We start from the raw sequence: 23,564 nt of genomic DNA on the forward strand, positions 1-23,564 counted from the left end.
ATGTCCTCACTGTCCCTCTCCCAGACCGCCGAGTCCGCCGCCCGGCGACTCGGCAGCATCCTCGTCACGGTCACCGTGCTCACGCCGGACGGTGCCGAGATCTCGCGGGTGTACTCGACGCACCCCGAGGTGTACGCCGTGGGAGGCCGGAAGAGGCTGGACCCGACGCAGACGTCGCCGATCTGGCTCGATCAGGTCGTCGCGGGCCAGCGGCCGTTCCTCGGCGCGGACCGTGAGGCGGTGCGGGAGTTCTTCTTCGACTGGGCGACGATCGAGTCGCTCGGTTGCGGCGCGATCGTGAACACGCCCGTCGTGCACGCGGGCGAGACGATCGGCTCGATCAACTTCCTCGGACCCGAGGGAAGCCTCGATGACGAGTCGGTCGCCGTCGCGGTGGAACTCACGGCGGCGGCGACCGACGCCGTCGCCGCTGCTCGTGCCGAGATCTTTCCGGAGGTGTCCCGATGACGCACTTCCGCACCCGTGGCGGTTCCCTGCGCATCCGCAACGGCCTGCTGTTCGATGGATCGTCCGCAGCGCTGGTTGAGCGTGACCTCGTCATCCGCGATGGTGTCATGCTCGACGCCGACGATTCGGCGCTCGACGGTATCGCCGAGATCGACGCTCGCGGCGGGGTCGTCACCCCCGGTTTCATCGACGCCCACCTGCACGCGTACGCAGTGTCGCTCAACCTCCTGCACAACGAGACCCGTCACCTCAGCTATGTCGCCCTGCTCGCGCGCAAGCGCTTGGGCGCGGCTCTGCGACGCGGATTCACGACCGTTCGGGACGTCGCAGGCGGTGACGCAGGACTGCACACCGCGATCGAGCAGGGCCTGTTCACCTCGCCGCGCTACTTCTACTCCGGCGCGGCCCTGAGTCAGACCGGCGGGCACGGCGACCCGACCTCGCCCGACGACACGCTCTGCTTCCACGGCGGCCCGGGCCTCGAGATCGTCGACGGGGTGGACGCGTTGCGGATCGCCGTGCGGAGCCGCCTGCACGGGGGAGCGCACGCCATCAAGATCATGGCGTCGGGCGGTGTGACCTCACCGACCGATCCGCTGAAGATCCCGCAGTACTCACTGGCAGAGATCCGCGTCGTGTCCGAGGAGGCGGCCCGGCGCGGAAGCTACGTGGCGGCGCACGCTTACTCATCGGAAGCCATCCAGCACGCCCTGCGCGGCGGGGTCCGCTCGATCGAGCACGGGAACCTGCTCGACGAGGAGACGGCGCGCGCGATGGCGGATGCCGGTGCGTACCTCGTACCCACCCTGGTCACATACGACGCGATGTCCCGCCACGGCGGCGAGCTGGGCATGACCTCCATCGGGCTCGCCAAGAATGCCGAGGTGCTCGACCTTGGCAAGACCGCCATCGAGCGCGCGTCCGGCGCGGGCGTGCCCGTGGGCTTCGGATCCGACCTGATGGGAGGGCTCGAGAGCGAGCAACTGCACGGCCTCCGGCTGCAGAGCGAGGTCTCGGGCGTGCTCGAGCTGTTGCGGAGCGTCACGTCGGTGAATGCGGCGCTGCTGAGGAACGACCGCATCGGCAGGATCGGACCGGGCGCTTTCGGTGACGTGCTGATCTTCGACGGCAATCCCCTCGACGACCCCGCGATGCTCTGGAGCGACCGGCGTCCGAGGGTCGTGCTGGACGGGGTGCCGGTCGAACCTGGATTCGGGCCATGAGCACGGTCGTCGTCAGAGCGGTCTACGAGGACGACATCGACACCGACGTCTTCGACGCGCGCCGCGTGGACGGCTTCACCGGGCGCATCGGCCAGACGCGGATCGAGCAGTCGGGCGACCACATCGTCGGAGTCACCGGCGTCGGCGCTCGGGACGCGTCGTCGCCCGAGCGGTTGGCGCGCGCGGCCGCGGCCATCGCACGCCGGGTGTCCGCGGCGTTCGCGGTGTCCGAGGCATCCGACCCGATCACGCTCGAGGTCGACATCGACTCGTTCGCCGCGTCCCCCGACGACGAGGCGGTCGTCGCGATCGCCCGCGGAATCGCCTGGGGCGGCTACCGCTTCCGCATGACCGGCGAGACGACCTTCACATCGCGGTCGCTGCCCGCACGCGCGGGCGCATCCTCTCCGGATGCCTGGGAGCGAGGCGCGCGAATCGCCGCGGCCGTGCAGCACGCACGTGATCTCGTCAATCTGCCGCCCTCCGCGCTCACGCCCGCGGAACTCGCCCGCCGGGCGCGCGAGCTGCTGGAGCCCCTGGGCGTTCATGTCGTCATCCGGGATGCGGCGGAACTGGAGGACGGAGGATACGGTGGCATCATCGCCATCGGGAAGGGATCCGCCCACCCGCCGCTGTTGCTGGAACTCGCCCTCGGTGAGGGGCCGCCCGAATACGCTTTCGTCGCGAAGGGCGTGACCTTCGACTCGGGCGGGATGTCCCTGAAATCCCCCGAAGCGCTCATGGACATGAAGTCCGACATGGCCGGCGCGGCGGCGGTCATCGCCGCATTCTCGCTGCTGCCGTCGCTTGCACCGGGTCGCTCCTTCTCGGCCGTCATCCCGATCGTCGAGAACATGCCCGGTGCGCACGCGGTCCGGCCGGGTGACGTCGTTCGCGTCCGGAACGGCGCGACTCTCGAGATCCTGGACACGGACTTCGAGGGTCGGGTCATCCTCGTCGATGCGTTCGCACGGGCCGTCGAGATGGGGCCGCGCACGATCGTGGACCTCGCGGCCCTCACCTACGCTGCACGGAACGCGCTCGGGGATGACTTCGCGGCGCTCGTCGCGACGGACGACGCCCTCGCGTCGCGCCTGCTCGCAGCGGGGGAGCGGACCGGGGATCGCGTGTGGCGGATGCCTCTCCAGGCCGACGTGAACGCACAGATCACATCAGATATCGCCGACTACAAGAACTTCCCCGGTGTACCTCGAGCGCGCGTCTCCACGGCTGCCCTCTTGCTGAGTCGATTCGTTGCGGAGGTCCCGTGGGCGCACGTCGACATGGCGGGACCGGCCTTTCGGCACACGGCTGACGCTTTGGGCGCCGCGGGCGGCACCGGCTACGGAGTCGCCCTCATCGCCGACCTCATCCGGCCGTCATGACCGGCAGGACTGCGGCGGGCTATGCCGCGCACATCTCAATCCACCACGACAGCCGTGGCCACGAACTCGACCCGATACCCCGGCGCGAGAGCAGAGCCATGGGTATAACGGGCGGGCCGGGGGGCACTCATCCGCTTCCGGTAGACCTCGTTCATCGCCGCGAAGTCGGACATATCGGCGAGGATGACCTCGATCCGCATCACGTGCGCGAGATCGCTCCCCGCCGCGGCGAGTACGGATTCCAGGTTGTCGAGGGCGAGTTCGACCTCGTCCGGGAACGACTCGGGTACGGTCCCGTTGGTTCTCTCGCCCACCTGCCCGGAGGTGAAGACCCAACCGCCGGCACGCATGGCCGGGCTGAAGGAACCCTCCTCAAGCGATTCGTGGTCGGGTGCGATGATGTCGATATCCATGTCATGAGCCCCTGTGTCCGTGCGGCGCTCGGTTGCCGCGCGCCGAGGCTAACAGTGGGGTCGCGCCGCACCCCGGGCATCCTGCACAGTGATCGCGCGGAGATTTCGCGTCAACGCACCATGGCGACCACGGGGGAGGGCGAATGACCGGTTCCGACGTGATCACGCTCGACGCCGCCGCCGTGTTCGCGCTCGTCCCGTGGCATGACGCGGTGAGTGCCCTGCGATCGGCGCTGCGGCGCGGCCTGGATCCGGCCGGACAGCCCGCCCGGACTGCCGTTCCCACTGAGCACGGGGAGCTTCTCCTGATGCCGGCGGAGCACGGCGGGATGGCGGGGGTCAAAGTCCTGTCGGTCGCTCCGGGGAACGACGCGCTTGGCCGTCCCCGCATCCAGGCGACGTACATCCTCATGGACTCCGAGACGCTCACCCCCCGGGCGCTGCTGGACGGCGCGGCGTTGACGTCGATCCGGACGCCGGCTTTGTCCGCCGTGGCTGTGGATGCGCTCGCCGCGCCCGCGGGACATCGAGTCGTCGTCTTCGGCGCGGGACCGCAGGCCGAGGGGCATGTGCACGCGTTGCTTGCCGTACGTCCTCTTGACGACATCAGGATCGTCTCGCGTTCGCACGAGAGCTCGGCGGCCCTCGTCGCCCGGCTCGGGGCGCACGGTATCCATGCCACGGTCGGGGTCGTCGGCGACGTGCCCCGGGCCGACATCATCGTGGCCGCGACGAGCGCGGCACGCCCGCTATTCGACGGGGCGTCGGTCCGCGACGACGCGATGATCGTCGCGGTGGGGTCTCACCACCCCGATCGCCGGGAGCTGGACGCGGTCTTGATGGGGCGCGCGCTGGTCGTCGTCGAGGATGTCCCTACCGCGCTGCGCGAGGCAGGCGATGTCGTCATGGCGATCGCAGATGGTGCCTTGAGTGCAGACGCGCTGGTTCCGCTGCGGGATTTGGTGACGTCGGGTGGCTCGGGACCTGCTTTTCGGCGCTCAGGAGTGCCGGTCTTCAAGTCGGTCGGGCAAGGGTGGCAGGACCTCGTGATTGCTCACTCCGCCTACCTCGCATACTGACGGAGTTCCCGTCTCAGCTCGTGCGGTACTGCGATGCGAGTGTCAGGAATACGCTCGCCGTCCAGGAGTAGGCACGGTCGCGCAGCCCTCGTCCTGAAAGTGCATCGAAGTTAGCCGGGGCGCTGCATCCTCCGTCGAGTTCGTGCCCCAGGCGCGTGTGAGGTGAGACTCGGACGATTATCGTGGTGCGAGCCGCGAACGTAGGCCGTCAAGTCACACGGTCTGTGCGATCAGGTCATCAACGGCCGATGCGCTGAGTCGTTCGGACAGAACCATCAGCCCCGCCCCGCGGATTCCGGCTGTGGCGCCTCCCTCCGCGGGCACGATGTTCAGGTGCTGCGTTGCCAGGGGGATCGATCGTTGATAAACGACCTCCCTGACTCCAGCGATGATCTCCTGCACATTCACCCCCAGTTGTCCACCGATCACTACGACGGAGGGGTTCAGGATGCTGACACACGCCGCCGTGACCTTGCCGATGACACGTCCAGCCTCCCGGGCTGCAGCGATCGCTGTTGGGTCACCGGTGCGGATACGGTCGATCACGTCACCGGTGGCCACCGTCGCACCGTCGCGACCAAGTTGGGCCGCTATCGCGGGAGCGCTCGCCATGGCCTCGAGGTCGCGATCGTCCGCGACGCCCGGCACCTGGACGTGGCCGATATCGCCGGCCGAACCGCGGGCGCCGCGCTGCAACGCACCTCCGAGGATTATTCCCGCGCCGATGCCGGTCGCGACCTTGATGAAGAGGAGATCGCTGACCGCCGGCCAGCGGGTAGCGCGTTCGCCGAGCGCCAAGAGGTTCACGTCGTTGTCGACGAGGACCGGTGCTTCAAGCCGTTGCTGCACGAACGAGGGAATGTCGAAGCCATCCCATCCCGGCATGATGGGCGGCCGGATCGGTCGTCCTGTCGAGTGCTCGACGGGACCGGGAACCCCCACCCCGATGCCCAGGAGTTGGCGCTTCTTCCGCCCGGTCGCGCGGAGGAGGCGCTCTGCGGTGTCGAGCGCCCAGGTCAGGATCTGCGCCGGTCCGTCCGCGATGTCGAGAACCCTGCTCTCCTCACGCAGCACCTCTCCAGACAGGTCCATGACGCCGACTGATCCGTGCGTTGCGCCCAAGTCGATCCCGATGCACACACGCGAGGTGCGATCGAAGACCAGCCGAGCAGCGGGTCGGCCTCCGGATGACGCCGCCGTCGATGTCAGCGCATCTGCCAATCACGCCTGACGAGATCATCGAAAACGCCCTCGGGGCGGCAGACGCGGGCGCGTCGATCCTGCATTTGCATGCCCGCAATCCCGAGACCGGCCAACCGGACCAGACACCGGAAGGCTTCATGCGATTCCTTCCGCAGATCAAGGATGCGACCGACGCGGTGATCAACCTCACGACGGGTGGAAGCCCCTTCATGAAGGTCGAAGAGCGCGTGAAGCCGGCGGAGATCCTCAAGCCTGAAGTGGCTTCGTTGAATATGGGCTCGATCAATTTCGCGCTGTTTCACCTGCTCGATCGGTACAAGGAGTTCAAGTTCGACTGGGAACCGGAATTTCTGGCGGCTACGAAGGACCTGGTCTTCCGCAACTCGTTCAAGGACATCGAGTACATCCTGGCGACCTGCTACGAGAACAACACTCGGTTCGAATTCGAGTGCTACGACATCGCGCACCTCTACAACCTCAAGCACTTCCTGGACCGCGGGCTGGTGAAGCCCCCGCTCTTCATCCAGTCCGTGTTCGGCATCCTCGGCGGCATCGGCACCCACCCCGAAGACGTCATGCACATGAAGCGCACGGCCGACCGGCTGTTCGGTGATGACTACCGCTGGTCGGTCCTCGGTGCGGGTGCTTCGCAGTTTCGGATTGCGGCGATGTCGGCCGCGATGGGCGGCAACGTGCGAGTCGGACTGGAGGATTCGCTCTGGCTGGGCCCCGGTGAGCTTGCCCCCGACTGTGAGAGTGTCGAGTACCTCCTGGCGGCCTGACTCTTGCTGACGACTGACCTCGAAGTCTGGGTGTCCTTGCTGTTGATCTGTCGTCCGTCAGGAGGCGCATCACCCTCGTGGTGCTGGCCGGGCGGGCGTGACCTCATAGGAGCCTGATCGCAACAGTCCCATCACAGTCCCGTCCACCCGACCGGCCAGTGTCACTCACCCTGTCCTGATCTGGTTGGAGCGAGCACTATGAGCATGCAGCAAGTCCCCTCTCACCGTCGAGTCGTTGTCGGCGTCGACACTCACAAACACGTCCACGTCGCCGTCGCGATCGATGAGCTCGGCGCGGTCCTGGATCGCCGATCTTTCGCGGCGGATTCCGGTGGCTACGGCCAGCTGATCGACTGGGGCGAATCGTTCGGCGGGAAACTCACCTTCGGGATCGAAGGCACCGGTTCCTATGGTGCAGGCCTGGCCGGCGCAGTGCGCCGTCGTGGAATCGGGACGCTGGAGGTGATGAGAACGGACCGTCGCGACAGGCGACTACGAGGCAAGTCCGACACCATCGATGCCGAGAACGCAGCCAGGGCAGTCCTCGCGGGCCTGGCGACGGCCATCCCGAAGTCAGCCGATGGAACAGTGGAGATGATCCGTCAGATCAAGGTCGCCAAGGACGTCGCCGTCAAGGCGAGAACATCCGCGATGATCAGCCTCAAGCAGGTCATCGTGAACGCCCCCGACGATCTGCGTCAGGAGCTGCAACCGCTATCGAAGATGGCGCTCATCCATCGCTGCGCGGCGCTTCGTCCGGGCCAGGTGACCACAATCATCGCGTCGACCAAGCACACGTTACGATCGATCGCCCGTCGCTGGGAAGTACTGGATGCCGAGATCTCCGGGCATGAGAAGCTCCTGGCAGAGCTGACCGCGCAGATCGCTCCCGACCTCGCGAAAGCCTTTGCGGTCGGTCCTGACACCGCGGCCGAGATGCTGATCGTTGCCGGCGACAATCCGGAACGGATCCGTTCGGAGGCCGCGTTCGCCCGGCTCTGCGGTGTCGCCCCGATCCCTGCATCGTCAGGGATGACCACCCGACACCGGCTCAATCGGGGCGGTCACCGGCAAGCAAACGCCGCACTCTACCGTGTCGTCATCGTTCGCATGCAGCACCACGAACCCACTAAGGCCTACGTCGCCCGCCGGATCACCGAAGGAAAGACGAAGTCCGAGATCATCCGGTGTCTGAAACGTCTTCTCGCCCGCGAACTCTGGGCCGCGATGCGCCCCATCCGCGAAGCCCGACCACCCCTCCAAATCGCGGCTTGACAGATATAGGAGCATCAATGCCTCACAGGTGCGGAAGATGCGCCAGGTGCTCGAAGGGCTCGGTTTCGAAGTTGCGACTCCTGCCGAGGCACGCGAGATTCTCGAGCTCAAGGGACGCGAGAACGTGGCGTTCTAGTCCGCTTCGAGTCCCAACTCGCGGCCGCCTGGGGCCGGTCGCCTCTTCGCAGAACTCGGCGTACCGAGCTCCGAATAGGCATATCCCGGATCACACTCGGCCGTGTTTCTTGTGGGATCCCGTACATGGTTTACCGCTCTGGATTTTGGCACGCTTGGCCTTTCCAGCGCGAACGAGAAAAGAGACGGCGAATGTCAGTAGCGAGATTCACGGGGAAGACCGCGATTGTCACGGGCGCAGGCGGGACAATCGGGCGCGCGACTGCACTGCGGCTCGCGCGTGAGGGTGCCAAGGTGCTCTGCGTGGATCGAGACGAGGCTGCGCTGCAGCTCACCGTACGTGCGCTCAGCTCGGCGGGCTCAGAGGCCGTTGGACACGTCGCCGATGTCACGGACGAGCCGTCGGTGGCGGGCTACGTTGCCGCCGCGATGACGTTGGGAGACGGTCGCGTCGACGCGTTCTTCAATAACGCTGGCATCGTCGGGCCGATCAGCCCCGTCGAAGAATACGACGCCCTCCAGTTCGATCGGGTGATGGCAGTCAATGTGAAAGGTGTGTTCCTGGGACTGAAGCACGTCGCGGCGGTGATGCGCTCGGGGGCTTCGATCGTGAACACGGCGAGCGTCGCAGGTCTCGTTGGTTCCCCCGGAATAGCAGGCTATGTAGCTTCGAAGCACGCTGTGGTGGGTCTCACCCGTACTGCTGCACTCGAACTTGCAGCGAGAAATGTTCGGGTGAACGCAATCTGTCCTGGCCCGGTAGCGGGCCAGCTCATGGCATCCGTGGAAGATGAAGTCGGCCCAGGCGGTCACGAAGCGTTTCTTTCGGACGTCCCCCTCGGCCGCTACGCCGCGCCGGAGGAGATCGCGGCGACCGTGTGCTTTCTTCTGAGTGAGGAATCGACATTCACCAGCGGGTCGGCCGTGACGATCGACGCCGGACAGACCGCTCGCTGACATGTCGAATGCAGCAACAAGCTGCGGACGAGGTCACTCCGCCGAGCACGCTGCGTCACGCCGCGTTGTGCATCGCGTTGTGCACCGCGTTGTGCACCGCGTTGTGCACCGCGGTGCAGAACACTGAAATACACGGATCGATGAAGGATGGGGATTTGCATCCCCACCCGAGGTGTGCGCAATGTATTGCATGCCGATTCCCGCTGGCCGCTCTGGCGTAGACCGCTCCTTGCTCCGCGATGACGTCTATCTGCGCCTCCGCGACGCGATCGTCGACGGCACCTTCGAACCGGGGGAGCAGCTGAGGGACGGTGATCTGGCAACCTGGCTCGGCGTCAGTCGCACGCCGGTGCGCGAAGCGCTGTTGCGCCTCGGGGCCAGTGGACTCGTGGTCGCCGTGCCCGGCCGATCGACGGCCGTGAGCACGATCGATCCGCGGGCGGTCCGCGATGCGCGCGACGTCATCGCCGCCATGCACGGGCTGGCGGTGCGCGAGACGACGGGCCGGTTGAGCGCCGACGACATCGGCCGCATGCGAGACGCCAATCGCCGCTTCGCCGACGCGCTCGTCGCGAACGACCTCGCCGCCGCGCTCGAAGCCGACGACGAATTGCACATGATCCCGGTCGCCGCGCTCGGCAACCGTGCCCTCGAGGCGGTTCTCGAACAGTTCGGTCCGCTGGTGCGCCGGGCCGAGCGACACCGGTTCACGGGTGATGGACGCGCGTCCGTCGCGAGGCACGAGCAGCTCATCGAGCTTCTCGCCGCCGGTGATGCGCGGGGTGCGGAATCGGTGTCCTTCGACATCTGGCACAGCCTGCCGGCGAGCGGAGACACGGATGACGGTGGCGCGGGGGCATCTGGAGAAGATTCCGCAGACGCGTGAGCATCCTGCGGGATAATCGCCCCGTGGGTGACCTCATGACCATCGGCGACTTCTCGCGCGCGGTCCGGATGAGCGCCAAAGCGCTCCGCTTCTACCACCAGAGCGGGGTGCTCGCTCCCGCCCACGTCGACGACCAGAACGGGTACCGACTGTACGCGGCAGAGCAGATCGCGGATGCTCAGATCGTCCGGACGCTGCGCGAACTCGATGTGCCCGTGGAATCCGTTCGCGACCTCATGGCTGCGCCGAGCATCGATGTGCGAGCGAGGCTGCTGAGCGAGCATCTGGAACGGATGGAGGCGAAGCTCAGCGCAACGCGCGCCGCGGTCGCGAATCTGCGCTCGATACTCGAGCCGGCGGCCCGCCCATCGAGATCGTCCACCGCAGCGTTCCCGAAACGCGCGTCGTGGCGATCAGCGAGGACATCCCGCTCGATTCGCTCGGCGCGTGGTTCCGCCGAGGGATCGCCACCCTGCAGAGCATCGCCGAGAACAACGACCCGTCATCCACGGGGGCATACGGCGGGGTCTGGCCCAACGAGCTGTTCACGGATGAGTACGGCGCCGCCACGGTGTATCTGACCGTGGGTCCAGGGTTCGACGACGGCACGATCGGCGATGACGCGGCCGTTCTCGACCTGCCCGCGGTCGAGCTGGCCGTGGCCACCCACCACGGTCCCGACGCGGCCGTCCCGCGCGCGTACGCGGCGCTCGGTGAATACGTGGCCCGTCATGAGCTCGCGATCGACGCGCCCGTGCGTGAGACGTACGTCACGGGGTTCCCCGGAGTGGATCGGATCGTCGTCATGGAGATCGGCTGGCCCGTCTTCCGCGTATCGCGCTGACCTCGGGGGCCGTCGACGCCGTTTGACCTTTCCCCGAGGGGAAGGCCCAGTCTGGGCTGTGCGACCCCGGTTGATCGCCCCGATGGAATCACCTTCGGGCCCCACGCAGAACGGAACCCCGACATGACGAACTCGAACCGCTTCGCTCCGTACGACGCCGACGCCCTCCCCGCCGCCATCGTCCGCTACCTCGCGGCGAAAGACGACATCCGCGGCCGGGAGTCGATCATCGACGTGTTCGCCGCGGATGCCAGCGTCACGGATGAGCGCATCCGGTACGACGGTCGTGATGCGATTCTGGGGTGGTTGGGTACCGTGGCCACCGAGTTCACCTACACGACGACGCTCATCGGTCAACGGCGTGAAGGTGACTCCGGCTGGGTCGTGCTCGCGCGCCTCGAGGGCGACTTTCCGGGTGGCATCGCCGAACTCGGCTTCCGCTTCACCGTTCAGGCAGACCACATCGCGGAGCTCGTGATCGCGCCGGTCTGAATCGGCCTGAACCGGCGAGCCGGACCTCGTCGGATGTCATCGGATGCAGGATCTGACGGAGGGAGCGCGCACTCGGGATCGTCGCGCGGCCACGGGCTGCTGCCCGTCCGGTTCGAGAGCAGACATCAGTAGGCCTGCTGGATGATCGCGGCGACGGCCCCGACGTCGTCGTTGGCCTCGAAGACTCCCTCGAGCGCGGGGAAGAACCCCTGGTTGACCATGATCGTGAAGGCGAGGTTCCGTCCCGTCGCGGCCTCCATCACACCGCCGAGCGTCTTCGTGGTCAGCCGCATCCGCCCGTTGAACGGGTCGCCGCCGATCAGGGTGCCGGTCTTCGCGAACACCTTGCCCGCGGCAGGGCTGTCCGCCTCGACCGCAGCCAGCGAGCCGTCGACGCCGAGAACCGGCATGGTCGCCTGCCAGCGCGCCGCGTCGGGTCGCGTCGCCATGAGCGTCTGGATCTGGAGGGCGTTCGCCGGGGTGACGTAGTTGCCCTCCAACCCTGAGCCGTCCACGAGGGATGCGCCGAGGATGTCGAGGCCCGCGGCATCCCAGATCTCCGCGGCGATCGGGATACCGTCATCGCAATCGGTCGAGCCGCGTTCGGCGGCGAGACGGCAGATCAAGGTCTGCGCCCCGCGGTTGTAGCTGATCTTCATCACGTAGGTCGCCTCTTGCTCGATCGAGAGCGACTCCAGTTCGGCGACCGAGGGCAGCGCGTCGACGGTTGCCCGGTCGGCGAGGTTCTCGTCGGGGTTGACGATGATCGGATCGGCCGCGACGCTCACTCCGGCACGTTCGAGCGCCTCGATGAAGGCCGTGCGGGCGAAGGTCGCGGGATCCGCGAACGCGTAGACCTTCAGCTGCGGGTCGCTGTCGGCCGCGATGGTGCCCGACACCAGGATCTCTCCGTCCCGGGTCGGTTTCGGGAGCGTGATGTTCGTGGGTCCGCCGGCCTCGACCGTCTCGACGGTGGACGTCACGACCCACGGTGAGACGACGGGGATCATGTCGACGGATGCCGGCTCGCCCGCCTTGCCGGGGTGGACCATGATGTCGATCAGGTTCTGGTTGATGACGATCGGCGTGACGGGCTGCCCCGCGAGCTCGCCGGCGAAGAGGCGGTCGTCGATCACGACGTCGCCCGCGACGGAGTCGATACCCGCGGCCTTGACCTGCTCAGCGAGTTCGTCGAGCCCCGTCAGCGGATCTTCCGGTGTGAGTGTCGATCCCGCGAGGAAGTTCGCGTCGTTGTGATCGAGGTCCGTGAAGTCGACGGTTCCGTCGGCTTTCGTGCGTCCGCCCATCGTGATGTCACCCATGCCGACCAGCACGAGGTCGCCGTCGAGCGCCCCGGCGGTGACCTCGCCACTGCGCTTGACCGGCGTCGTGATGGTGTGGTCGGGGCCCCACTCGAGCCAGGCCGCGCCGGCGCTGTACGTCTTCACGAACGACCCGGGTGCGGCCATCCTGTTCGCGTTGAGATCGATCAGCACATCGCCGGTGTCGATGTCTTGCACGGCGATGTACCAGGTTCCCTCCGCGTAGGGCGCCTTGTTCATGACCTCCAGCGCGGCCTCGGGCAGACCGTCGACGGCGTAGGGATCGGTCTGCTCCGCCGTGCACGCCGTGACGGCGAGTGCGACCCCGAGCACGGTGGCGATGGCCGCTGTGCGGCGTGTGAATGCGCGCATGATCAGGACTCGTTTCCGAGAGCTTCGGCGATTCGGCGGAAGGCCTGATCGGCGGGATGCGCCTTCGGTTCCACGTTCGATTCGTTCATGAAGACGACGATGCTCGCCCCGGATTCCGGCTGGTGGAAGACCGCAGCGGTGAAACCGAGGCCCTCGCCGTTGTGGCCCCACCATCCGTTGGTCTCTCCCATGCCCAGCGCGTAGATGTCGTAGGGCGGGCCGGCGTCGAGGGGTGCGCCCTGCTCGCGTTCGGCCTGTGTCTGCGCTCCGAGCAGCAGACCGCCGCCGAGCGCCTCGGCCCAGACTCGGGCGTCGTCGAGCGTGCTCACCATCGAGCCCGCCGGGCCGTAGATCGACAGGTTGTCGTTCTGCACCGTCTGCTCGCCGTCCTCGATCGCGTAGCCCAGCGGGTGGTCCACCCACTCGGTGGCATCGAGGAGGTATTCCGTGCCCGTTTGGCCGAGTGGCTCGAGGATGCGCTCCTCGAGCACCTCGGCGAAGTCTTGCCCGGTCACCTTCTCGACCACGGCACCGAGCAGGTTCGTGTTCGCGTTCGTGTAGACCTTCTCCGCGCCCGGCTCGAATTGCGCGGGTTCCCCGACGAGGAAGTCGTTCAGCTCGGCGAGCGAGAAGATGTGGGCCTCGTCGGCTCCGTACGCCTCGCCGAAGCCTGCCGCGGTCGTGTAGTCGGAGTTGCCGCTGGACATGTCGGCGAGCTGGCGGATCGTGATCCGATCGCCGTTCGTGATGCCGTCGACGTACTGGTCGAGGGTGTCGTCGAGACGGAGCTCGCCCTCGTCGACGAGCTGCAGGATGAGCGTCACGGTGTAGGACTTCGTGACGCTCCGCAGCGGCCAGGTCATCTCGCTCGACACGGGAGCGTCGGCCGCGATGTCGGCGAGGCCGGTGAACGACGTCCACGATCCTTCGCCGGGGATCCAGACCCCGACGGCGGATCCGGGCACTCCGTACTCGGTCATCGTCGCATCCACGATCCGCTGGAGCTCGGTCTGCAGGTCGTCCGGCAGCCCGCCCTCGGGCGCCGCCGGCCGGATCGCGGCTGGCTTCGATGCGCCCGGCGGCGTCGTGTCGGAAGCGGCGGTGGATGTGCAGCCCGTCACGACGACGAGCGCTGCGAGCGAGGCGAGTCCCGCGATGGCGAGCGAGATGCGCGGACGGCGGGCGTGCGGCGTCATGGAAGTTCCTCTGTCTGCTGTGCCGGTCGTGATGCGGATGCGGGGATCGGACCAGTCGGGAGCGGGGGCACCCCCCTTGACCCCACGCTCCCGGGTCCACCCTCCCGCTCCCGCACAGGTTATGGCAATGGACCTGGGTCCATGCTCCGCAGGCGGTAGGCGACCTGGGTCCATGGCCCCATCCGGTGTCGGACGCCAGGCTGGATCCGTCCCGGCGCTCTCGCACGGGCGAGAGGAGACGACGTGCGAATCATGCCGAGAATCCAGACGACCACCTTGCTCCGGGGCGCGCGCCGACGACGGATCGCGACCGCGGCCATCGTCGTGACAACTCTCGCGCTCGCGGGCTGCGCGGGCGGCACGACCGCGAACGGTGGTGCCACGGCGAGCTCGTCCGCGTCGGGCGGCGCGACCGTCGACTTCGACGCCGAGGCGCTCACCGCGGCCTTCGACGACTCGGCCGCCGCGATGCTCGTCCCGGGCGCCGTGATGATCGTGCGCACACCGGAGGGTGAGGTCGAGCACGCATACGGAGTCACCGAGTGGGCGGGGTCGACGCCCGTCACTCTGGACGATCACATCCGCATCGGCTCGAACACCAAGACCTGGACCGGCACCGTGATCCTGCAGCTCGTCGAAGAGGGCGAGATCGCGCTCGACGACCCGGTGTCGATGTACCGCCCCGACGTGCCGAACGGCGAGAACATCACGATCGAGCAGTTGCTGACGATGCGCAGCGGTCTGCATAACTACACGACCACCCTCGAGCTGAACACGGCGCTGGACGAGACGCCGGAGCGCGTCTGGGATCCGGAAGAGCTGGTGCGCATGGGCCTCGCCGAAGAGCCGTACTTCGCACCGGGCGAGGGATACGAATACTCGAACACCAATACCGTCCTGCTCGGACTCATCGCGCAGGACCTCGAGGGGAAGCCGATCGATCGGATCTTCCAGGAGCGACTCTTCGACCCGCTCGGGCTGTCCGAGACGTCCTACCCCTCCGCCACCGACACATCGATCCCGGAACCGTACGCGCACGGCTACATGTTCTCGAACAACGTGGACACGATGGAGGGCGAGTGGTTGTCGGACGACGAGCTCGCCGCGGCCGCGGCGGGTGAGTTGGTGCCGACCGATCACACGAACGACAACGCGTCGTGGACATCGGCCGCGGGCGCCGGAATCTCGACGGCATCCGATCTGGCGACGTGGGTGGAAGCTCTGGGAGGCGGGGGGCTGCTCAGCGACGACATGCAACAGCGACGGATCGAGAGCGTGCAACCCAACGAGGACGGCAGTTCGTACGGCTGGGGGATGGCCGGGATGGACTCGTTCTACGGTCATATCGGCTCGCTCCCGGGATACAACTCTTTCATGGGCTACGACCCCGCAACCGATGTCACGGTGGTCGTCTGGACGAACCTCGCGCCCGGCGCCGACGGCTTGCCGACCGCCGCGGTCCTGGCACGCCTGCTGATCGACACCCTGTACGGCAGTTGAGACGGAAGCCCGCGAGGGACTTCGCGCGGGGAACTCTCAGAGGGCAGGGGGCTGTGAGGACTGCAGGTAGCGGATCACGGCCAGCACCCGGCGATGGTCGTCGGCGTCGAGCGGCAGTCCCAGCGCGTCGTAGATGTTCGACGTGTGCTGCACGATCGCCTTTTCGCTCAGAACCAGCTGCGCGGCGATCGCGGCATTGCTGCGGCCCTCGGCCATGAGCCCGAGGACCTCGAGCTGACGCGGGGTCAGTCTGCCGACGGCGGAGGCGCCCCGGCTCGCCCGCGCGACCAGGACCGACACGACCTCGGGGTCGAGCGCGGTTCCGCCTCTCGCGACGCGCCGGATGTCAGACGTGAAGGTGCGCACGTCCGCGATCCGCTGCTTCAGCAGGTACCCGAATCCTCCGCCCCCGTCGAGCAGCTCGGTCGCATACCGCCGCTGCACGTGCTGCGACACCACGACGACCCCGATGCTCGGGTGGGCCTGTCGGATCCGCAGAGCGGCCTCGAGCCCCTCGTCCGTGTACGTGGGGGGCATCCGGATGTCCGTGACGACCAGATCGGGCACGTGCCGATTGACTTCGCGCTCGAGCTGCGCCGCGTCGCTCACGCTGGCGAGGACCTCGAACCCGTCGCTCGCCAGGATGTGCGCGACGCCTTCCCGGAGCAGGACCTCGTCTTCTCCGATTACAACGCGCACGGCAACTCCACTCTCACGTTCGTTCCTCGACTCCGCTCGGAGCGGATCTCGATCCTGCCGCCGAGCGCATCCACACGATCGGCCAGACCGCGCAGCCCCATCCCGGCGTTGATCCGAGCGCCGCCGATCCCGTCGTCCTCGATCTCGAGCGCGAGGCGGCCGTCGGTCTGCGTCATCGTCACCCGCACCGTCGTCGCGCGCGCGTGCTTGACGGTGTTGGAGAGCGCCTCGGCGACGATGAAGTAGGCGGTGTGCGCCGTCGGTCGTGCGACCGTCGGCTCGTCGACTTCGGCCCGGAACGTGGCAGCCACGGGCAGGCGGTCGACGAGATCCTCGACCGCCGCGACGAAGCCTTGCTCGAGGAGTGCGGCGGGCAGCACGTCGTGCACGAGGCGGCGTAGGTCGGCCGCGGCCGTGTCGATTCCCCGTCGGAGGGCCTCAGCCGGACCTGCAGCGTCCGAGCCCGAGGGCGCGTTCGCGATCGTCTGGGCCTCGATCGCCAGGAGGACGAGCTGCGTCTGCAGGCCGTCGTGCAGGTCGCGCGCGATCCGGAACCGTTCGCGGTCGCCCGCCTCGACGATGCGAGCACGCGAGAGCAGCAGGGCCTCGTTGCTCGTCAGCAACTGGACCGTGAGACGCTCGCGGTCGATGGCGATGGCGAGCACCTCGGCCGCCCGCCGCACGGGGGAGGGCTCTGCGATCATCCCCGCGTCGTAGTCGATGGCGCCGACCAGGTCGTCGTCCACGAGCACCTGCAGCCACCCCCGGCCGGCGTCGCCCGTTCTGTTGCGCACCTCGAGCCCTCGTTCGTCGACGAAGCGAGCGTGCGCCGCGTCCCAGTACACGACACGCAGGGTGCTGTCGCCGAGCGTCGTCGCGAGCGCCCGTGCGACGGCCGGCCGGCTCGCGCCGCGCAGCGCCAGCCACTCGCTCAGGGCCTCGAGCGGCGTCGTCCGGGTGAAACCCCCGCGCAGGACGCCGAGGAGAAAGGCGATCGGAAGCCCCGCGAGCAGGACACCCTGCATCCACGTGACGAGCTCCGGGTCGACGCCGAGCGGGAGCAGCACGTTCGGGATCATCGGCAGCGCGGGGATCGCAAGGATGCCGTAGGTGAAGAGGGGGAGCAGGATGCGCCGGTGAGCCGCATCCGCCGCTTTCAGACGCCGCACGAGCACCACGGCCGTCATGATCATGACCGTCACGCCGATCGTGCTCTGGACGAACGAAACGGGGGCGAATGCGGGCGTTCCGAACACGACCGCACGGATCAGGTCGAAGAAGAGCGATGTGATGTAGCCGAGGACGACCGTGATCAGCGACAGGCGGTCCCGGATCCGACCCGAGGGGAACGCCAGCAGCAGGTGCACGGCGACCGAGAGGGCGCTGCTCGAGAAGACCGCCCCGATGGCGTACAGCCCCGGAACGCCGAAGTATCCGGCGCTGCCCAGAATCAGCGCGAGGGAACCGACGAGCAGCAGCCCCCCGATTCCGTTCATCGGCCGTCGCCACCAGGCGCAGATCCCCGCCGCCACCCAGATCCAGAACAGCACGACGTACTGCACGATCGCGACCAGGTTGCCGGGCGGCTGCGCCGCGACCGCGATCGCGACGACCCCGATGACCAGCGCGAACACGGCGATGAAGAGCAGCGCGTATTCGAGCGAACCCACCCGCCCGCCCTGAAGGCGTCGGGGAGTGGGGTGCGCAATCGGCGATATAGCGGTCTGCGAGGACACGGGGTCCCTCTCGGGAAGAGGCGGGTGCGATCAGCTCTCACCTTGGCCGAACGCCGCACCCCCAGCAACCGACCTGGGTCGCCTCTTCCGATCACGCGACACGCGACCGTCCCGGCGATCAGTTGCCGGTGTGATGCAGAAAGCGCAGTGCTTCGTCCTCGCTGACGTGGGTGCGGCTCAGGCGGGGCGGTTCACCTCGGTTGAGTAGAGTCAGCGAAAGGGTGGCGAAGAACACCAGGCTGCTGAGGAGTGCACGATGTCAGGTGACAAGGTTGTCGACGAGAGCAAGGCGATCTCTGAAATCGTGGAGAGACTCCGAGAGCGGTTCCCGGATGCCACACCCGAGTCGGTCGCAGACGCTGTCGAGTACGCGCGCACGACGTTCTCCGATGCGAAGGTCCGTGACTTCGTGCCGGTGCTCATCGAGAAGGAAGCCAAGGCGCGCCTGAAGGGCAAACGCTGAGCGTTCGGCTGGCGTTCCCGACTCCCGCAGCTCATCACGCGTGCCGGTCGGGCTCCTCCTCGGCGGGCTGCACGGTCCAGGACGGCGCCTCATCGATGCCCGCCGCCTCTTCGCGCTCCGCATCTTCGCTCGTGGGCTGCACCGCGCCGAGCGCATGGTGCGACGGGGCGTAGATCGTGTAGAGGCGCAGAGGTGCTGTGCCGGTGTTGATGACGTCATGCCACGTGCCCGCGGGGACCTGAACGGACCATCCGTCCGAGACATCCTGCTCGAAATCCAGCTGATCCTTCGCGGGGCCCATGACTGCTCTGCCGCGACCAGCGTCGACACGCAGGAACTGGTCCGTCCCGGGGTGGGACTCCAGGCCGATGGACTCGCCCACGGGGATCGACATCAGCGTGACCTGAAGGAACTTCCCGGTCCAGGCGACGGTGCGATAGTTCTCGTTCTGTCGCGTGGCGGACTCGATGTCGAAGGCGTTCGGGTGGGGCCCGTTGTCGGTGATGGCCATGGCGTCAGTCTCCTTGCTCGATGTCGAGGATCGAAGCCTACGCCGCGGAGGAGACCGCGTCTGCCCCGTCGTCGTGACCATGAGAATGGGTGGAACGGGACCGTTCGCCGGGACTTCGGGGACAATTGGTACATGAGTTGCACCCACCCCGAGAGCGAGTTCGAGGCACTCGTGTATCTCGCGGAGCGTCTGCGACGGCGTTTTCCCGAATCGAGCGATGAAGCGGTGTTCGCCCTGATCGCCGAGGAGCTGGAGTCGTTCGACGGGGTGCGGCTGCGCCACTACGTTCCGGTCCTCGTCGAAAGGAACGTGGTCCGTCGTCTGCACGAGACCTACCGTCTGGCCGCCTGAGCCCGACCGGCGCGGGTCACGCGTCGAACTCTGTCACCGAATGTTCATTTCCGCGCCGTTTTCGGTGGGAAGACTGATGTCGTGACGTCTCTGCACGCGAGGATCCATCCCGCATCCCGTTCCGCCCGGCCGGTGCTGGCGCAGGTGGCGACGGCGCTGCGCGGGATCGAGCACGTCCGGATGTCCTCTGACGAGACGTTGACGGAGCTGCCGGGACTCGGCACGCTCGTCGTGACCGAGGCTCCGGGCGAGATCCTCCTGCACTTCTCGGGAGGCGCGGACGTCGACCCGGCGGCCGTCCGCCACGCGATCTCGGCCAGGATCCGCCAGGCGGCCGGCAGCCGCACGTCGGCCGCGCGACTCGTGATCACGTGGACGGACGCGACGCCGCGTCTGTCACCGCATGCGGTCTGATCCCGGCGAAGGTCCCCTCCTCTCCGGCTCGACCGCCGCGCGCATAGCCGCGATCTACCTCGCGTCGCGTCTCGTCACGACGACCTATCTGCTGCTCGCGGGCGCACTGTCGCCTCCCGGATCCCGATTCGGGCCGGGCGCCGACATCGCCACCTACGTGCACGCGTGGGACGCCCGCTGGTATCGGCGGATCGCCGTGGAGGGGTACCCATCTCAGCTGCCCCTGACGGATGCGGGCGAGGTGGCCCACAACGCGTGGGCGTTCATGCCGCTCTTCCCGTGGTTGTCCACGATCGTGGGTGCACCCCTCGGATCGTGGGGCGCCGGGGCGGTGGTGATCGCGCTGGTCAGCGGATACCTCTGCTGTCTCGTTCTGTACCGGATGCTGGTGGGCACGATCGGGCGCTCCGCGTCGATGTGGTCCGTGGTGTTCTTCGCGTCCGCTCCGCTCGCCGCGATGTTCCAGGTCGCCTATCCCGAGACGCTCTTCCTGCTCCTGACCTTGCTCGGCATCCTGAGTCTGCAGCGGCGGCGATACGGCTGGCTGTACGCCGTCGTCCTCGGGATGGCCTTTCTCCGTCCGGGGGTGCTCGCCTTCGCGCTGTTGCTGGGACTGTTCGGCGCCTGGCGATGGATGTCTCGCCGTCGCGAAGCCCTGCGGCCGGGCGAGATCGTCCACATCTCCGGGGCCGCCGCACTCGCGACGATGTGCGGTCTTTCGTGGCCGATCATCGTGGCGACCGTGACGGGCCGAGCAGACGCGTACCTTCAGACCGAGCTGTCGTGGCGTCGCCTCTGGATGGACGACGAGGGCGGTTTCGTGCCTTTCGAGGGCTGGTTCCAGGCGGCCGGCTACTGGTTCGAGACCTGGTCCCTGAACCCGGCGTGGGGGCCCGTCGCCGTCTTCGCGATCATCGTCGCGGTGGCGAGCATCCTCATCTTCGTCCCTCAGGTCCGGAGGCTGGGGATCGAGATCCGTCTTTGGGCCGCCAGCTACGCCCTCTACCTGCTGGCCGTGTTCCTGCCGCAGTCGAGCCTCCTCCGGCTTCTGTTTCCGCTCTCGCCCTTGTGGGGAGCGGTGGCCCAGCCGCGCAGTCTCGCCTGGAGGATCGGGGTCCTCGTCGCCTGTCTGGTCGGGCAGGGGTGGTGGATCTGGAACGTGTACGGGCTCGGCAGCGAGTTCTGGCACATCCCCTGATCGTCACGGGCGAACCGGCCAGCGGGGGATCGGGTGTCGCCCGCCCCCCGCTCGTCGGGGCCCGTCTCTCAGTCGCCCTTCACGTTGACGATCTGCCGCAGGACGTGCCGCACCGTGACCAGATCGTCGGCGTCCGCCATGACCTGGTCGATCGGCTTGTAGGCCTGCGGGATCTCGTCGAGGAAGGCATCCGTGTCCCGGTACTCGATGCCCGCCATCGCCTCACGCAGCTGCTCGTGCGTGAAGGTCTTGCGGGCCGAGGTGCGCGAGTGCTCCCGTCCGGCGCCGTGGGGCGACGAGTTGAGCGACAGGGGGTTGCCCCTGCCCTCCACGACGTACGACGCCGTGCCCATCGACCCCGGAATCAGCCCGGGGCGACCGGTATCGGCCATGATGGCGCCCTTTCGTGAGACCCACACCCTCTTGCCGAAGTGCATCTCGGACTCGGTGAAGTTGTGATGGCAGTTGATCCGCTCGAGCTCGTCGACGCCGGTGCCGCCGGGCCCCGTGCCGACGAAGCGGCCGAGCTGATTCGCGACGCGGTCCATCATCTCTTCACGGTTCAGCAGGGCGAATCGCTGAGCCCACCGCAACTCGCTGATGTATCGCGTGAACTCCGGCGTGCCCTCGACCAGGTAGGCGAGGTCGGGGTGCGGCAGCTCGATCCACCACTGCTTGGCCAGCCGCTGCGCGACCCTGATGTGGTGCTGGGCGATCTTGTTGCCGACGCCTCGTGACCCGGAGTGCAGGAACATCCACACCGCGTCGGTCTCGTCGACCGAGATCTCGATGAAGTGGTTTCCGCTGCCGAGCGATCCGAGCTGGTTGCGCCAGCGCCCCGCGTACGAGGCCGGATCGAAACCGGCCTTCGCGGCGAGGTCCTCAAGCTCGGCGACCCGCGGCTCCGCCGTCGCGACGATCTTGCGGTTGTCGCGTCCGGCCGACAGCGGGATGGCACGCTCGATCTGCTCGCGCAGCTCGACGAGGTCGCGTCCGGCGAGATCGCCGCGGGTGAACGCGGTCTTGACCGCGATCATGCCGCAGCCGATGTCGACGCCGACAGCCGCGGGCATGATGGCGCCGAGTGTCGGGATCACCGATCCGACCGTCGCCCCCAACCCGAGGTGCGCATCGGGCATGAGCGCCAGGTGCGGGTAGATGAACGGCATGCGTGAGGATGTGCGGGCCTGCTCGATGGTCTTCTCATCGATCAGGCTCGCCCACGACAGCAGGCGGTTCGTGAGCCTCTCCATGATTCCTTTCCTATGGTTGCGCGCAACTCCTGCATATGAGGACGCTGCGCGATGCGGAGGCGGGTCGTCCAGGTCGTACGGACGATCCGAATCCGCCACGCGGAGAAGGAAACGCCCCGGACCTGTGCGGTGCGGGGCGTGAGGGAAGCGGATGCTTCTACACGGCCGGCGCCGGAGGGTACGACTCGTAACGGAACTGGGGCTTGAGTCCCAGCACCGTCGAATTGCGAAGCTCCCGCAGCGGGTTCATCGCGTCGTCCTCTCGGCCTGCCTTGATCGCCGTGCCGTCGGCACAGCCTTGCAACGCTAGGCCACGGTCCGCGCTCGGGTCAAGCGCTACAGGGATGAACCTCGGTCGGGCGTCAACTCCTCGACCGACCGCTTGTCGCCCCGTGTCTTGATGAGGCTCGCGACCGTCGCCACCCCGATCGTCGCCGCGATGAAGACGAGCGAGAACCAGATCGGGATCTCGGGGGCCCACAGCATCGGCTCGCCGCCGTTGATGAACGACAGTTCGTTGACGTGCATGGCGTGCAGCACGAGCTTGACGCCGATGAAGGCGAGGATGACGGCGAGTCCCTGCGCGAGGTAGACGAGGCGCTCGAGCAGTCCGCCGACGAGGAAGAAGAGCTGCCGCAGCCCCATCAGCGCGAACGCGTTGGCCGTGAAGACGATGTAGGCCTCTTCCGTCAGGCCGTAGATCGCCGGGATCGAGTCCACCGCGAAGATCAGGTCGACGAATCCGATCGCGATGATCGTCAGCATCATCGGTGTCACCCAGCGCCGGCCGCCCTTTCGGACGGTCAGCTTGTCGCCGTGGTACTCGTCGGTCACGGGCAGGATGCGGCGGACGAAACGCATGAACCTTCCGTCGGCGGGGTTGGACTCGCCGTGCGCGAACGCCTGGCGGTAGGCCAGGAAGAGCAGCAGCGCGCCGAAGAGGTAGAAGATCCACGAGAAGTTCTCGATGAGGGTCGCGCCGACAGCGATGAAGATCCCGCGCAGGATGAGCGCGATCACGATGCCGATCATCAGCACCTTCTGCTGGTATATCTTCGGCACCGCGAACCCGGTCATCACGATCAGGAACACGAAGAGGTTGTCGATCGACAGGGCCTTCTCGGTCAGGTAGCCGGCGAAATACTCACCGCCGAAGGTCCAGTCGCTGAAGACGCCGATGCCGACGCCGAAGAGCAGTGCGAGGCCGATGTAGAACGCCGACCACCGGGCGGATTCGCCGATGGAGGGCTCGTGCGGTTTGCGGACGTGCGCGAAGAACTCGTAGACGAAGAACGCGATCGTGACGGCGATCGTGATGATCCAGATGAGCGGCGTGATGTTCAAGAGGGTTCCCAACCGTGGCGTGAATGAATCGACGCCAAGGTCTTCTCCATCCTCTGAACGAGG

The 23,564-nt window shown here is 67.4% G+C and carries 25 protein-coding genes and 1 pseudogene; 17 read left to right on the forward strand and 9 right to left on the reverse strand.

Annotation, left to right across the window (positions count from 1 at the left end; all coding sequences use genetic code 11):
* The 3 genes from C2868_RS00765 to C2868_RS00775 are packed head-to-tail and all read left to right on the forward strand — an operon-like array spanning position 1 to position 3,076.
* The gene (locus C2868_RS00765) at positions 1-468 is read left to right on the forward strand and encodes a GAF domain-containing protein (protein WP_181003311.1); all 468 of its coding nucleotides are present in this window, start codon (positions 1-3) and stop codon (positions 466-468) included.
* Positions 465-1,691, forward strand: a complete 1,227-nt coding sequence (locus C2868_RS00770; RefSeq protein WP_100812033.1) for an amidohydrolase family protein — start codon at positions 465-467, stop codon at positions 1,689-1,691. Before C2868_RS00765 ends, C2868_RS00770 begins: the two co-directional genes overlap by 4 nt.
* Positions 1,688-3,076, forward strand: a complete 1,389-nt coding sequence (locus tag C2868_RS00775) for a leucyl aminopeptidase (RefSeq protein ID WP_100812032.1) — start codon at positions 1,688-1,690, stop codon at positions 3,074-3,076. The genes C2868_RS00770 and C2868_RS00775 overlap by 4 nt, the downstream gene beginning before the upstream one ends.
* A 35-nt stretch (positions 3,077-3,111) precedes the next feature.
* Here the strand turns inward: C2868_RS00775 and C2868_RS00780 are convergent, their stop codons facing one another.
* Positions 3,112-3,489 (reverse strand): RidA family protein, encoded by a 378-nt coding sequence (locus C2868_RS00780; RefSeq protein WP_100812031.1) that lies wholly within the window; start codon positions 3,487-3,489, stop codon positions 3,112-3,114.
* A gap of 143 nt (positions 3,490-3,632) precedes the next feature.
* Between C2868_RS00780 and C2868_RS00785 the strand changes: the two genes are divergently transcribed.
* Positions 3,633-4,568: an ornithine cyclodeaminase family protein gene (locus tag C2868_RS00785; RefSeq protein WP_100812030.1), complete on the forward strand. Its 936-nt coding sequence runs from the start codon at positions 3,633-3,635 to the stop codon at positions 4,566-4,568.
* 213 nt (positions 4,569-4,781) lie between these two features.
* On the opposite strand, the gene C2868_RS00790 is transcribed toward C2868_RS00785, so the two are convergent.
* Positions 4,782-5,708 carry an ROK family protein gene (locus tag C2868_RS00790; protein WP_100812029.1) on the reverse strand — a complete coding sequence of 309 codons (927 nt, stop codon included), beginning with the start codon at positions 5,706-5,708 and terminating at the stop codon, positions 4,782-4,784.
* A 47-nt stretch (positions 5,709-5,755) separates the two neighbouring features.
* On the opposite strand from C2868_RS00790, the gene C2868_RS00795 reads away from it, so the two are divergent.
* The 8 genes and pseudogenes from C2868_RS00795 to C2868_RS00830 all read left to right on the forward strand — a co-directional run bounded on the left by C2868_RS00795 (position 5,756) and on the right by C2868_RS00830 (position 11,142).
* Complete coding sequence (locus C2868_RS00795; protein WP_103662774.1) at positions 5,756-6,553, forward strand: 3-keto-5-aminohexanoate cleavage protein; 798 nt, start codon at positions 5,756-5,758, stop codon at positions 6,551-6,553.
* Between the two features lie 198 nt (positions 6,554-6,751).
* Entirely contained in the window at positions 6,752-7,828 is a 1,077-nt protein-coding gene (locus C2868_RS00800; RefSeq protein WP_100812876.1) for an IS110 family transposase, read from the forward strand.
* A gap of 13 nt (positions 7,829-7,841) precedes the next feature.
* The gene (locus C2868_RS00805; protein ID WP_258034403.1) at positions 7,842-7,964 is read left to right on the forward strand and encodes a 3-keto-5-aminohexanoate cleavage protein; all 123 of its coding nucleotides are present in this window, start codon (positions 7,842-7,844) and stop codon (positions 7,962-7,964) included.
* Positions 7,965-8,155: 191 nt separating this feature from the next.
* Positions 8,156-8,920, forward strand: coding sequence for an SDR family NAD(P)-dependent oxidoreductase (locus tag C2868_RS00810; protein WP_100812027.1), 765 nt, complete (start codon positions 8,156-8,158; stop codon positions 8,918-8,920).
* 229 nt (positions 8,921-9,149) lie between these two features.
* On the forward strand, positions 9,150-9,806 hold the full coding sequence (locus C2868_RS00815; RefSeq protein WP_308455388.1) for a GntR family transcriptional regulator: 657 nt from the start codon (positions 9,150-9,152) through the stop codon (positions 9,804-9,806).
* A gap of 35 nt (positions 9,807-9,841) precedes the next feature.
* Positions 9,842-10,036: pseudogene (locus tag C2868_RS17805) on the forward strand (MerR family transcriptional regulator); the annotation flags it as partial.
* A gap of 143 nt (positions 10,037-10,179) precedes the next feature.
* Positions 10,180-10,650, forward strand: a complete 471-nt coding sequence (locus C2868_RS17610) for a GyrI-like domain-containing protein (RefSeq protein WP_258034404.1) — start codon at positions 10,180-10,182, stop codon at positions 10,648-10,650.
* A 123-nt stretch (positions 10,651-10,773) separates the two neighbouring features.
* Positions 10,774-11,142 carry a DUF4440 domain-containing protein gene (locus tag C2868_RS00830; RefSeq protein ID WP_100812023.1) on the forward strand — a complete coding sequence of 123 codons (369 nt, stop codon included), beginning with the start codon at positions 10,774-10,776 and terminating at the stop codon, positions 11,140-11,142.
* Positions 11,143-11,267: 125 nt separating this feature from the next.
* Here C2868_RS00830 and dacB read toward each other — a convergent pair whose 3' ends face one another.
* Positions 11,268-12,836 carry a D-alanyl-D-alanine carboxypeptidase/D-alanyl-D-alanine-endopeptidase gene (gene dacB, locus C2868_RS00835; RefSeq protein ID WP_100812022.1) on the reverse strand — a complete coding sequence of 523 codons (1,569 nt, stop codon included), beginning with the start codon at positions 12,834-12,836 and terminating at the stop codon, positions 11,268-11,270.
* A gap of 2 nt (positions 12,837-12,838) precedes the next feature.
* Positions 12,839-14,032 carry a serine hydrolase gene (locus C2868_RS00840; RefSeq protein WP_157813981.1) on the reverse strand — a complete coding sequence of 398 codons (1,194 nt, stop codon included), beginning with the start codon at positions 14,030-14,032 and terminating at the stop codon, positions 12,839-12,841.
* A 252-nt stretch (positions 14,033-14,284) separates the two neighbouring features.
* Here C2868_RS00840 and C2868_RS00845 point away from each other — a divergent pair, with 252 nt between their 5' ends.
* On the forward strand, positions 14,285-15,532 hold the full coding sequence (locus tag C2868_RS00845; RefSeq protein WP_100812181.1) for a serine hydrolase: 1,248 nt from the start codon (positions 14,285-14,287) through the stop codon (positions 15,530-15,532).
* 36 nt (positions 15,533-15,568) lie between these two features.
* Here the strand turns inward: C2868_RS00845 and C2868_RS00850 are convergent, their stop codons facing one another.
* Positions 15,569-16,231, reverse strand: a complete 663-nt coding sequence (locus C2868_RS00850) for a response regulator transcription factor (protein ID WP_100812020.1) — start codon at positions 16,229-16,231, stop codon at positions 15,569-15,571.
* The gene (locus tag C2868_RS00855) at positions 16,219-17,901 is read right to left on the reverse strand and encodes an ATP-binding protein (RefSeq protein WP_232711306.1); all 1,683 of its coding nucleotides are present in this window, start codon (positions 17,899-17,901) and stop codon (positions 16,219-16,221) included. The genes C2868_RS00850 and C2868_RS00855 overlap by 13 nt, the downstream gene beginning before the upstream one ends.
* Before the next feature lie 322 nt (positions 17,902-18,223).
* On the opposite strand from C2868_RS00855, the gene C2868_RS00860 reads away from it, so the two are divergent.
* The gene (locus C2868_RS00860) at positions 18,224-18,430 is read left to right on the forward strand and encodes a three-helix bundle dimerization domain-containing protein (protein WP_100812019.1); all 207 of its coding nucleotides are present in this window, start codon (positions 18,224-18,226) and stop codon (positions 18,428-18,430) included.
* Positions 18,431-18,464: 34 nt separating this feature from the next.
* Here the strand turns inward: C2868_RS00860 and C2868_RS00865 are convergent, their stop codons facing one another.
* The gene (locus tag C2868_RS00865) at positions 18,465-18,941 is read right to left on the reverse strand and encodes a cupin domain-containing protein (RefSeq protein ID WP_100812018.1); all 477 of its coding nucleotides are present in this window, start codon (positions 18,939-18,941) and stop codon (positions 18,465-18,467) included.
* Positions 18,942-19,073: 132 nt separating this feature from the next.
* Between C2868_RS00865 and C2868_RS00870 the strand changes: the two genes are divergently transcribed.
* From C2868_RS00870 to C2868_RS00880, 3 genes are all read left to right on the forward strand, one after another.
* Positions 19,074-19,292, forward strand: coding sequence for a three-helix bundle dimerization domain-containing protein (locus C2868_RS00870; protein WP_100812017.1), 219 nt, complete (start codon positions 19,074-19,076; stop codon positions 19,290-19,292).
* An 81-nt stretch (positions 19,293-19,373) separates the two neighbouring features.
* Complete coding sequence (locus C2868_RS00875) at positions 19,374-19,706, forward strand: hypothetical protein (protein WP_146047978.1); 333 nt, start codon at positions 19,374-19,376, stop codon at positions 19,704-19,706.
* Positions 19,696-20,904, forward strand: coding sequence for a hypothetical protein (locus tag C2868_RS00880; protein ID WP_100812015.1), 1,209 nt, complete (start codon positions 19,696-19,698; stop codon positions 20,902-20,904). Before C2868_RS00875 ends, C2868_RS00880 begins: the two co-directional genes overlap by 11 nt.
* Before the next feature lie 68 nt (positions 20,905-20,972).
* Here C2868_RS00880 and C2868_RS00885 read toward each other — a convergent pair whose 3' ends face one another.
* Together C2868_RS00885 and C2868_RS00890 are read right to left on the reverse strand one after the other, a co-directional pair.
* Positions 20,973-22,157, reverse strand: coding sequence for an RtcB family protein (locus C2868_RS00885; protein WP_100812014.1), 1,185 nt, complete (start codon positions 22,155-22,157; stop codon positions 20,973-20,975).
* Positions 22,158-22,493: 336 nt separating this feature from the next.
* On the reverse strand, positions 22,494-23,501 hold the full coding sequence (locus C2868_RS00890) for a TerC family protein (protein ID WP_100812013.1): 1,008 nt from the start codon (positions 23,499-23,501) through the stop codon (positions 22,494-22,496).
* Positions 23,502-23,564 lie beyond the last annotated feature (63 nt).

Origin of the sequence: Microbacterium sp. CJ77, from assembly GCF_002911615.1 — a bacterium.
Classification (GTDB): domain Bacteria; phylum Actinomycetota; class Actinomycetes; order Actinomycetales; family Microbacteriaceae; genus Microbacterium.